Annotated in this window: 15 protein-coding genes; 14 read left to right on the top strand and 1 reads right to left on the bottom strand. The window is 46.4% G+C overall.

The features are described from left to right. Window positions 1-262: 262 nt before the first annotated feature. Window positions 263-640 (bottom strand): hypothetical protein, encoded by a 378-nt coding sequence (locus L7E55_RS03820; RefSeq protein WP_277442727.1) that lies wholly within the window; start codon window positions 638-640, stop codon window positions 263-265. Between the two features lie 180 nt (window positions 641-820). Here L7E55_RS03820 and spoIIIAA point away from each other — a divergent pair, with 180 nt between their 5' ends. The 14 genes from spoIIIAA (at window position 821) to gltA (ending at window position 10,534) form a co-directional block, all read left to right on the top strand. After that, complete coding sequence (gene spoIIIAA / locus L7E55_RS03815) at window positions 821-1,840, top strand: stage III sporulation protein AA (RefSeq protein WP_277442726.1); 1,020 nt, start codon at window positions 821-823, stop codon at window positions 1,838-1,840. Further along, window positions 1,834-2,352 carry a stage III sporulation protein SpoIIIAB gene (gene spoIIIAB, locus L7E55_RS03810; protein WP_277442725.1) on the top strand — a complete coding sequence of 173 codons (519 nt, stop codon included), beginning with the start codon at window positions 1,834-1,836 and terminating at the stop codon, window positions 2,350-2,352. The genes spoIIIAA and spoIIIAB overlap by 7 nt, the downstream gene beginning before the upstream one ends. A gap of 162 nt (window positions 2,353-2,514) precedes the next feature. After that, a complete protein-coding gene (gene spoIIIAC, locus L7E55_RS03805; protein WP_277442724.1) occupies window positions 2,515-2,718 on the top strand; it encodes a stage III sporulation protein AC in 204 nt (67 codons plus the stop codon). 34 nt (window positions 2,719-2,752) lie between these two features. Then, entirely contained in the window at window positions 2,753-3,139 is a 387-nt protein-coding gene (gene spoIIIAD, locus L7E55_RS03800; RefSeq protein WP_277442723.1) for a stage III sporulation protein AD, read from the top strand. Between the two features lie 9 nt (window positions 3,140-3,148). Continuing rightward, window positions 3,149-4,315, top strand: coding sequence for a stage III sporulation protein AE (gene spoIIIAE, locus L7E55_RS03795; protein WP_420852004.1), 1,167 nt, complete (start codon window positions 3,149-3,151; stop codon window positions 4,313-4,315). Window positions 4,316-4,333: 18 nt separating this feature from the next. Beyond that, window positions 4,334-4,969 carry a stage III sporulation protein AF gene (spoIIIAF, locus tag L7E55_RS03790; RefSeq protein ID WP_277442720.1) on the top strand — a complete coding sequence of 212 codons (636 nt, stop codon included), beginning with the start codon at window positions 4,334-4,336 and terminating at the stop codon, window positions 4,967-4,969. A 57-nt stretch (window positions 4,970-5,026) separates the two neighbouring features. Further along, entirely contained in the window at window positions 5,027-5,647 is a 621-nt protein-coding gene (locus L7E55_RS03785) for a hypothetical protein (RefSeq protein WP_277442719.1), read from the top strand. Further along, the gene (locus tag L7E55_RS03780; RefSeq protein WP_277442718.1) at window positions 5,647-6,246 is read left to right on the top strand and encodes a SpoIIIAH-like family protein; all 600 of its coding nucleotides are present in this window, start codon (window positions 5,647-5,649) and stop codon (window positions 6,244-6,246) included. The genes L7E55_RS03785 and L7E55_RS03780 overlap by 1 nt, the downstream gene beginning before the upstream one ends. A gap of 182 nt (window positions 6,247-6,428) precedes the next feature. Then, window positions 6,429-6,827: an Asp23/Gls24 family envelope stress response protein gene (locus tag L7E55_RS03775; RefSeq protein WP_277442717.1), complete on the top strand. Its 399-nt coding sequence runs from the start codon at window positions 6,429-6,431 to the stop codon at window positions 6,825-6,827. Between the two features lie 48 nt (window positions 6,828-6,875). Continuing rightward, window positions 6,876-7,412: an alkaline shock response membrane anchor protein AmaP gene (gene amaP / locus L7E55_RS03770; RefSeq protein WP_277442716.1), complete on the top strand. Its 537-nt coding sequence runs from the start codon at window positions 6,876-6,878 to the stop codon at window positions 7,410-7,412. A gap of 2 nt (window positions 7,413-7,414) precedes the next feature. Then, a complete protein-coding gene (locus tag L7E55_RS03765) occupies window positions 7,415-7,651 on the top strand; it encodes a DUF2273 domain-containing protein (protein ID WP_277442713.1) in 237 nt (78 codons plus the stop codon). A 61-nt stretch (window positions 7,652-7,712) separates the two neighbouring features. Further along, window positions 7,713-8,138: a transcription antitermination factor NusB gene (nusB, locus tag L7E55_RS03760; protein ID WP_277442712.1), complete on the top strand. Its 426-nt coding sequence runs from the start codon at window positions 7,713-7,715 to the stop codon at window positions 8,136-8,138. A 129-nt stretch (window positions 8,139-8,267) separates the two neighbouring features. Continuing rightward, complete coding sequence (locus L7E55_RS03755; protein WP_277442711.1) at window positions 8,268-9,119, top strand: sulfide/dihydroorotate dehydrogenase-like FAD/NAD-binding protein; 852 nt, start codon at window positions 8,268-8,270, stop codon at window positions 9,117-9,119. After that, on the top strand, window positions 9,119-10,534 hold the full coding sequence (gene gltA / locus L7E55_RS03750; RefSeq protein WP_277442710.1) for an NADPH-dependent glutamate synthase: 1,416 nt from the start codon (window positions 9,119-9,121) through the stop codon (window positions 10,532-10,534). Before L7E55_RS03755 ends, gltA begins: the two co-directional genes overlap by 1 nt. Window positions 10,535-10,704: the final 170 nt, after the last annotated feature.

Raw genomic sequence — 10,704 nt, 5'->3', positions numbered from 1 at the left:
ATTTGGCTTCGTACAATGTCGGCATTTTGCATCACTTTTGGGAGAAGTGACTGAGGTTTATCAGGAGCCGGATACGAGGCCCGTACGTCCGGTTCTGTGAGAAGGATAATGCTGCAGAAAATTACTGCAGCATTACCTTACTCGATTCATTTTGGGCTTATATATAAGCGGCGATTCTGAGGCCTAATTCAAAGAGCGAATGAGCCCGAACAATTATAGGGCTGAACATGAGGTGCGTTATATTCCCAAAGATCGAAATCGCTTATTGAAATATTTTGCGGATAACCGCAAATATTTGCTCTTTCCTTGTGCCGAGCATGATTAATATAAAAATCAGGAATAAAATATAAGCGTTCGGCATAACGGGTGCTTGCCTAAAGCCAGGATTAGCGGATTGGCTGGTATTTTGGTTGGCACCGTTTAAATCAGCCGGGCAAAACGGTATTGTGGTATAAGGCGAGCCCATGTAAGGACATGATGGATATACTGGTATAAATAGCGGCGCATAATTTTGATTTTCTTTAGCGTTGCCGGTTGATTCACCCTTTCCTTTAACTGGCTGTGGGTGGTTTTGCAACCAGGCATGGTATTGTTCAAAAAATATATCCGGCCAGTTATATGAAGTAGATGGTTTTTTCATAATAATTATTTCCTTTCAGGCCATGTTATAATTTTACCTACTACACAATATATGGCATTATGCCGCTTGGGTGACTGGTTTTTTTCTTAAACTACGGTCATTAAGCGGTTTTTTTATGGAGAAAAGAACTGGCATATTTTACCGCAGATCTCAATATCTATAAATCAGGAGGGACAAACTTTGAGTTTCGCGGACTTGTATCAGTTTACACCAAGACATAACGGCGCTAGTGTCTTAAATAACATTCTACCGGTTTTGCCGGGTAACATCCGGTCAATGATTGCCGCATTGGCTCATTTTATAATTGATAAACTCGAAGAGATTCGGTTTAGACAGGGAAGACCCTTAGTTCTCGGATTATCCGATAATGATGTTTTCATAACTGTTGACGGGCGGCCAACCCATGAAGCCAGAGAGGCATATTGTGTTACACCCATCGATATGGAAAGATTAATCCAATTAATCAGCAACTCATCATTTTATGCGATTGAGGAAGAATTGAAAAACGGGTTTATTACTTTACCTGGCGGCCATCGAGTTGGCATTACAGGAAAAGCGTTGCTTGATGGTGGGAAAATCAGGACATTGAAGTACCTCTCCAGTTGTAATATCCGCATATCCAGGGCAATCACCGGCGTAGCTTCCAAACTTCTTCCCCACCTGTTGGACAATGGCCGTGGCGAATTTTTTCATACGATTCTGGTTTCTCCGCCTTGCTGCGGTAAGACAACTATGTTGAGAGACTTAATCAGGCAGTTGAGCAATGGTATTCCAGAACTTGGTTTATCAGGATTGACTTTGGGAGTGGTGGACGAGCGGTCGGAAATTGCCGGGTGTTATAAAGGAGTGCCTCAGCTTGACGTTGGAATAAGGACTGATGTTCTCGACGGGTGTCCCAAGGCAGAAGGCATGATGATGCTTTTGCGCTCGATGAACCCACATGTAATAGCTGTTGATGAAATCGGGCGCGGCGAAGACGTCAGCGCGTTGGAAGAAGTATTAAATGCCGGGGTTAAGGTTTTAGCCACCGCGCACGGAAAAAATTTGGCTGAACTGGCCGAGCGGCCTGCGCTGGGACGAATAATCCGGTTAAAAATGATCGAGCGTTTTGTCATACTTGGCCGCTCCCGGGGGGTGGGAACAGTAGAAGATATAATTGACGGTAAAACCATGCGAACACTGGGGGTGAAAAAATGCTAAAACTGGTTGGGGCAGTGATGGTGGTAGCGGCCAGCGGTCTAAGCGGGTTGGCTGTGGCGGGAAATTATTCCCGTAGGCCGAAGGAATTGCGCTCGCTCCGTTCAGCGCTTCAGATACTTGAAACAGAAGTCGCGTATAGCGCTACTTGTTTGCCGGAAGCTTTTCAGCAAGTATCCGGCCGTTGCGATAAAAACTCCGCTCTTCTGTTTAGTGGGGCGGCGGCGGAACTATCTTCCAGGTCCGGCATTACCGCTGCGGAAGCCTGGGAAAAGGCGCTTGAGAAATATTACCCGGGTACCGCATTAAAGTCCGGTGATTTATCCATCTTGCACAATCTAGGAGGATCCCTCGGTATTTCCGACAGAGAAGATCAGATAAAACACTTGCGGCTAGCCATGGAACAAATCAATACGGAAACTACTTCCGCGGAAGAGGAGGCGGCGCGAAATGTCAAGCTTTGGAGTTATCTTGGTTTTCTGGGGGGACTCCTGATCGTGCTGCTCCTTTATTGAAAAGGCACTATTCGAGTATTCAGAATTCAGGAGTCAGAATTCAGAATACTGCGAGAAAAAACCGTTCTCTCATTCTGACTACTGACTCCTGAATTCTAACTCCTGAGTAGTTGCAAATTTATTTTTAAATATTGAGATACCTAATAGATTGGAGGTCAATGCATGGGAAGCAATATAGATCTGATTTTCAAAATTGCCGGTGTGGGTATTCTGGTAGCTGTTCTTAACGCTATTTTGAAGCATGCCGGAAAAGAAGAACAAGGACATTTAGTGACATTAGCGGGGCTGGCTATCGTTTTTATGTGGGTCATTCAGTTGCTCGCCAATTTATTCGATCAGGTGAAATCTGTATTTAAGCTATTTTAGAACATTGATAAGAAAGTTAACAGGAGAGCAAGACATGGACATTATGCAAATAGTTGCCATTGGTCTGATTGCCACTGTCCTGATTGTGGTAGTGAAAAGTCAGCGACCGGAATTAGGGGTACTCTTAAGTGTCGTGGCCGGGATAATCCTTTTTCTCCTGGTATTAGGCAAAATCGGCTCGATTATGGATATCATCAAGGATTTGACGGCCAGGGCGGAAATCAACATGGTTTATTTGGGCACTATCCTAAAAATTATTGGAATTGCCTATATCGCGGAATTTGGGGCTCAAATCAGCCGGGACGCTGGTGAAAGCGCAGTTGCCACAAAAATAGAATTTGCCGCTAAGATTATGATTATGGTGCTTGCAGTACCAATGATTGTGGCAGTACTCCAGATGCTTTTAAGACTTGTACCGTGAGGCGGTGGGATTTTGCATATCATTTTTTCGTTATTTTTTGCTTTGCTTCTGTTGGTTCCGGTGCCTGTATACGGGGAGCAGGCTGTAGTTATATCACCGGAGGAACAAATATCATCATTGAACCTGACGGAAGTGCAACAATACGTTGAAAGACTTGATGCAGAAATCAAGGGTTCAATTCCTGTCCTTGATTTTAAGGATATGGTAATAAAACTGGTGAAAGGGGAATTGGATTGGAAACCGGCTGAAATTTTTAAGAATTTAATCCAGCAGCTTTTTAAGGAAGTGGTAGCGAACTTCGACCTCTTGGGAAAGTTGGTGATTCTCGCGGTAATTTGCGCTATTCTGCAAAATTTAATGGCTTCTTTTGAAAAAGGCACCGCTGGTCAATTGACCTATTCAGTTACTTATTTAGCGTTAGTTACCATCGCTATCGGATCTTTTTCCCTGGCAGTCAATGCCGGCAGGGAAGTCGTAGAAAACATGGTGTCATTTATGCAGGCGCTATTACCCGTTTTGCTGACACTCTTGGTTGCTGTCGGGGGTGTAGCTTCCGCAGCGGTTTTCAGCCCCGTTATTCTAACTACTCTTGGTGTTTTTAGCACTTTAATAAAAAATATAATTTTACCATTGCTATTTTTTGTGGCAATTTTGGGGATAGTCAACAACCTCTCGGAAAAATTCAAAGTCTCAAACCTGGCTGACTTATTAAAAGGGATAGCCATGGGTTTAATGGGGATATTTTCAACGATTTTTTTGGGAGTTCTCACTATTCAGGGCGTGGCCGGCGCTGTTGGTGACTCAGTTACTTTTAAAACAGCTAAATTTGGTGTGGACGCCTTTGTGCCCGTAGTGGGTGGAGTGCTCTCCGACGCTCTGGCCGCCGTGGTAAGTTCGTCGCTGTTAATAAAAAACGCGGTTGGCATAGCCGGGGTGGCGGTAATTTGTACAATAATGCTTATTCCTTTATTAAAGATTATCACGCTCGCCTTTATTTATAAACTTGCCGGAGCCTTGATCCAACCGATTGGTGACGGTCAAATGGTCAATTGTTTGAATGGTCTTGGCAATAACTTGCTTTTGATTTTTGCCGCGGTGGCAACAGTGGGCCTGCTGTTTTTCTTTGTAATCACTATTATTGTCGGTGTGGCGAACATCACGGTCATGCTCAGGTGAACCGTTAGGAGGGATCAGGTGGAAGTAATCCGTTCACTTATACAAAACCTGGTTGTCATTGTTATTCTAGCAATGTTTCTTGAAATGCTCCTGCCCGCTGGAGATATGAGAAAGTATGTAAAAATGGTCATGGGCCTCCTGATTATCGTGGCAGTAATTCAGGCTGTGGGCGATCTGCTACACCGGGACTATACAGGTGACTTGCCTTCTCTAACTGAAAAAAAGGTGGATGAACGTCTTTCCCTGATCATGGAGTCCGGCAAGAAAATATCCAGCGAACAGCAACAAAAGGCAATTGAACAATATAAGCGTGGACTTGCCAATCAGGTAATGGCCCTTGCTAGTATTAACAAGGAAATACCGGTAGTGGATGCGGATGTAGTAGTTAACACAGAAAGAGAAGGGGCGGGCTATGGGCAAATAAGCAAAATAGTTATGTTTGTTGAAAAGCCCGGCGATAATGACAAATTCGCTGTAAAGGAGAATGCCACCGGTATTGAGCCGGTAACTGTTCAGGTCGGGCCAAAACCGGAGACAAAAGAGCGCGTGAATACTGAAACCGGTCCCGCTGGTGAAGCAGTAGCCGGTTTGATCAAAACAATTGCCAATTTTTATAATTTAAAGCCGGAACAGGTGGATTGCGTGTACCGCTGATAGCAGTCGTTGGAAATCTGATGTCGGTCTATACAGTACATTCGGGGAGGTGCTGATTTGAACAAATTGCTTGATTTCTTTGGTTTTGGCAGACAGGGGGGAGGCGGCCCGGCAGGGCCAAACAAACGCAATCTTTGGCTGGCCGGCCTGGCTGTGCTGGGAGTATTAATGCTGGTCTTTTCCACGGTGGACAAGACCAAATCGAACCAAAAACAAACGCCGGCCTCTGAATCCTCCAACAAGCAAATCCAGGAACAGGTGAAAAGCGGCATGTTGGGGGAAGAAGAGCTTCTAAGCAAGAAACTTTGTGCAATGCTCAAGAATGTTGAAGGGGCGGGAGAGGTCGAAGTGTCAGTACGGTTATCCGACACCACTCAGTATGAATATGCGGTTAATACCACCACGGGCAAAAAGACTACCCAGGAACGTGACCAGTCGGGAGGAACGCGGACTACGACAGAGGACAACAACAGCAATCAACTGGTAATGAACCGCGACGGCCAGGGCGAACAACCGGTTGTGGAGCGGGAGGTGGCGCCCCATGTAGCCGGTGTTTTGGTTGTGGCGGAAGGCGCCGTCAACCCTAAGGTGAAGGCGATGCTTTTTCAGGCGACGGAAGTGGCTATGGGCATTGAACCGCAAAAGATACTGGTATTGCCGAGGGAAAGGAGAGAATAATGAAAACGGTTATTATTAATAAGAAAATACTGTCGCTTACTGTCTTGAGTGTCATCGGAGTTGCCGTATTGCTATTGTGCAGGTATGGCGCCGTTAAGGTGAGCACAATCATTTCCGATACGAGAATAAGTATTCCCGCCGCCGGAGAAGTACGCATTAACAATGCCGGAACAGCGCCAGGGAATGCCGGAACAGTGCCGGGCGGGCAGGCGGCCGGAGATTTAAAAGAAAAAAATATTCAGGAAAATAATTCTAATTTCTATGTGGAATACCGGTTGGCAAGGGAACGAACAAGAGGACAGCGGGTGGAGTGGCTGCGCGAAGTCATCAATAATGTAAATTCTTCCAGTGAAACCAGGCAAAAGGCTCAGGACAGCCTGCTGAGTATCAGCAGCAGTATGGAAAAAGAAGTTGAAATAGAAAACTTGATTAAGGCAAAGGGTTATGATGACGCGGCGGTGTTAATTGACAGCAGGTCCGTGACAGCCGTCATAGCGACTGACAATTTAAATCCTGAAGAAACTGTCCGCTTGGCGGAATTGATTTCGCGGGGGACGGGCATTGACTCCAGCAATATTTTAATTATAGCTAAACTTTAACAGGTTAAGTCATATCCTGATGCATAATGCCGTAATGTTTGCCCCAGTTACGGCGGCGCTTGCCGATAAGACTAATAAGTCCTAATTACCTACATATAATCTGATTTGCGTTAATTTACCATCTTTGCTATAATAAAAAATATATTTTTATATTGTTTTTTGGCGAGACTGGGGGGAATAAGGTGGATGCATCGGAAGTGATCCGGGAGGAACAGACCGGGCTTGGCGCGATAAGAATAGCCGATGACGTGGTTAAGGTTATTGCAGGGCTGGCGGCTATTGAAATTAAGGGTGTGGCTGGAATGAGCGGCGGTCTTGCCGGCGGTATCGCGGAGCTGCTCGGTAAAAAAAACCTTTCCAAGGGTATTAAGGTAGAGGTTGGGGAGAAAGAAACGGCGATTGACATTCATGTGATTATGGATTATGGTATTCGAATTCCGGACGTTGCCGCGAATATCCAGAGCAGCGTTAAAGATGCCGTTGAGCGAATGACCGGGCTGGCTGTTGTTGAAGTTAATGTCAACGTTCAAGGTGTTGCCTTTGCGTCTGATCCAAAAGAAGAGGAACATAGGCTGAGATAAACTTTGCAGCCCCCCAAGAGGGGGTTGCTTTTTAAGGAGGTATATCCGGTGAGGCCTTTTGACCGTGCTTTACTGGCTGTATACACTTTCTTTTTAACAGTTATTTTTGTGCTTTTTTCAGCGATAATGCTGGGCTGGACAACACCCCAGTTCTTGCTGAGGGGCCTGTTCTATCCCGACCGGGCGGGAATATTTTGGGCGCTTATGGCAATTTTAATTCTTGCCGGCGTCAGGCTGTTCTGGATAGGGGTAAGTAAATCCGACCGGGTTGGCCGGTATGTAGTTCTTACGGAAAGCGCTTTGGGTCAAATCCGGGTGTCAATTCAAGCAATTGAGAATCTTGTTGTAAAAGTTGTGACTCAGGTTAACGGGGTAAGAGAAGTGAAGCCCCGGATAGTGTCGGTGTCTCAAGGCGTCGGGATCCAAATCCGCGCTGTGGTAACCCCCGACATTAATGTCCCGGATGTTTCTGAAAGAATACAAGTCCTGGTAAAGGAAAAGGTTTTTGAAATAACCGGTATCACCGTCGGCAGCGTTAGGGTTTCTATTGATAACATATCGGCGCAAAAGCCAAGAGTTGAGTGAAATTGCCGGAGAAAAGAGGGATCGATTTGAGCATAATTCAGGAGATATTGGACAAGCACCTGGGTAAGGCAGCAGGTGTTTTATTGGGTCTGATTTTTGGCTGGTTTGCTATCAAGTACGGCTTTTTTAAAGCGTTGTTTGTTGCGGCATGCGTTGTTGCGGGCTACTATCTGGGTAAGCGTCTTGATGAAAAAATTGATTTCCGGGAATTCATTTTAAAAATTTTTGGTGAGCGGTAGGTATTAGGGTGATTTTGACCTTCACAATTATATGCCTTTAATGCATACAAGGAGGATCTTAATGAGCAGGAGACAGGCCAGAGAAAGGGCTCTTCAGGTCCTGTTCCAAGTTGATCTGGGTAACGTTGAGCCGGACGAGGCTTTTAGCAAAATGGACGGGAGTTTGGGCAAGTTAAAAAAGAATGAAGAATTCGCGCAGCAGCTTGTCAGCGGAACCTTGGCCAACTTGATGTCCATCGACCGGGTTATCGAAGGGATAAGCAAAGACTGGAACATTAAGAGGATGGCGAATGTCGATAGAAATATAATGCGCTTGGCGCTTTTTGAGATACTGTACTGTAAGGATATACCAAACAACGTTTCTGTAAATGAAGCTATAGAATTAGGTAAGATATTCGGAAGCGAGGAATCGGCGAAGTTTATCAACGGCATCCTTGGGCGCGTTGTGGAAAAACCGGAAATATACCAAGAAAATATTGAGCTTTAGAAGAGTGGTTGTTTATTCCGGCAACTGCTCTTTTTGCATTGTATTTTATTAAATCAACGGCAGGGATTTCCTTCTCTTTATAGAATAATAATAGATTGCATTGTTAATTAGCGGGGGGAGGGGATTTTAATGTACAAGATTTTGAAGAGAGAGGTTCTGGCGCCAACATTATTCTTATTTGACATCGAAGCGCCGCTGGTTGCCAGAAAAGCAAAACCGGGCCAGTTTATTATCCTTCGCATACATGACGAAGGCGAACGGATACCTCTAACTATCGCCGATTTTGACCGGGAAAAGGGTACTATTACCTGTGTATTCCAGGAAGTGGGCAAGACCACTATGGAACTCGCAACGCTTAATGAGGGAGATAGTGTAAGGGATTTTGTCGGTCCGCTCGGTGAGCCTTCCCACATTGAGAAATTAGGAAAAATCGTCTGTGTTGGTGGAGGAGTGGGTGTAGCACCGGTTCACCCTATTGCCAGGGCATTAAAAGAAGCGGGAAATGAGGTAATTGGTATTATCGGGGCGAGAACCAAGGAACTCCTCTTTTGGGAGGATAAAATGCGCAATGCCTGTACAGAGTTGCGGGTGACCACTGATGACGGTTCTTACGTGAGACAAGGTTTTGTCACCGATGTGTTAAAAGAAGTCGTTGAAGAAAAAGGCGATATAGCACTCTGTGTGGCTATCGGGCCGTTGCCGATGATGCGGGCCGTGTGCAACATGACCAAAGAGTATAATATTAAGACCATTGTCAGCCTGAACTCGATTATGGTGGACGGTACAGGGATGTGCGGCTGTTGCCGTGTGACAGTTGGCGGTCAGACCAAATTTGCCTGTGTCGACGGGCCGGAATTTGACGGTCATGCAGTCGACTTTGCCGAAATGGCACGCCGATCGGTTATATATAAATCTCAGGAACAAGCTGCTGTGGAAAGATTTAATCATACCTGCAGCTGCGGTTGTGGGGGTGGCAAATAATGGCTGATGAGAAAACCGGTAATAAAACTATTGTTCCTAATAAACACCCAATGCCAGCTCAGGACGCGGTCGTACGGGCAAAAAATTTTAACGAAGTGGCACTGGGCTATAATGAGGAAACCGTAGTTGCCGAGGCTCGGCGGTGTCTTCAGTGCAAGAAGGAGCCTTGCCGGCAGGGCTGTCCGGTGGAAGTTGACATCCCTGCTTTTATCAAGCTGGCTGCCGAGCGGGATTTTGCTGGCGCGATCATGAAATTAAAAGAAAAAAACGCCCTGCCTGCTGTTTGTGGACGGGTTTGCCCTCAGGAAAACCAGTGTGAAAAATACTGTACCGTAGGAAAGAAAAACGAACCGGTTGGTATTGGACGGATTGAGCGTTTTTGCGCTGATTGGGAACTTGCTAACGGTGTGCTGCCGCAAAAAGTAGCCCCACCGACCGGCAAGAAAGTGGCGATTGTCGGTTCTGGCCCGTCGGGGCTGACCTGCGCCGCCGATCTGGCGAAACAGGGCCATGCCGTCACTATCTTTGAGGCGTTGCATGTGGCGGGTGGCGTACTGATGTACGGTATCCCTGAGTTCCGTCTTCCTAAAGCGGTTGTCCAGGCCGAAGTACAGAATCTCAAGAAGCTTGGCGTTGACATCCAGGTCAATGCTGTTGTAGGTAAATTCGCTACGGTGGATGAACTTATGGAGGAAGGCGGTTTTGACGCTGTCTTTTTAGGAACGGGCGCCGGCTTGCCTTACTTTATGAATATCCCGGGAGAAAACGCTTGCGGTGTATACTCGGCTAACGAGTTTCTTACGCGTACCAACTTGATGAAAGCATATCTCTTCCCTGGTAATGATACACCGATCCGCGTAGGTAAAAAAGTTGCCGTGCTGGGCGGTGGCAACGTGGCTATGGACGCCGCCCGTACAGCGTTGCGCTTAGGCGCCGAAGAATCCTGGATCGTTTACCGCCGGTCTAAAAATGAGCTCCCGGCGCGGCACGAGGAAGCAGAACACGCTGAAGAAGAAGGCGTCAAATTTGCTTTTTTGACCAGCCCTACTAAAATTATCTATGACGATAATTACTGGGTGACCGGTATGGAGTGCCTGCGTTATGAGCTGGGTGAACCCGATGCTTCAGGCCGCCGCAGCCCAGTTCCTGTCAAGGGGTCGGAATTTATTATTGACGTCGAAACAGTGGTAGTGGCAATCGGGCAGGGGCCAAACCCGCTGGTGCCGAAGACCACCAAAGGACTCGATTGCAATAAAAAAGGCAATATCGTTGCCAATCTGGAAACTGGAGCTACTTCCAAACCTGGTGTTTATGCCGGTGGCGACGTGGTTACCGGTGCGGCTACCGTCATTCTGGCTATGGGTGCGGGGCGCGCCGCTGCAAGATCAATTCACGCGTATTTATCTGAAAAATAGTTGTTGTTAGTTAATTGTTTCTATATCCGCGGACTACACGCAAGTACGGCGTTGTCCCATCATATTGGCGATCACACCGGAAATTAGAACGAGTCGCTTTTGACCGGGCTAGATGCGCTGTTGCAGTTTTCAGCGCGGCAGCCCGGTTGCTTTCATTTAATTATAAGGAG

Source organism: Pelotomaculum isophthalicicum JI (genome assembly GCF_029478095.1).
Lineage (GTDB): Bacteria > Bacillota > Desulfotomaculia > Desulfotomaculales > Pelotomaculaceae > Pelotomaculum_D > Pelotomaculum_D isophthalicicum.
This window is presented reverse-complemented; position numbering and strand designations above follow the sequence as displayed.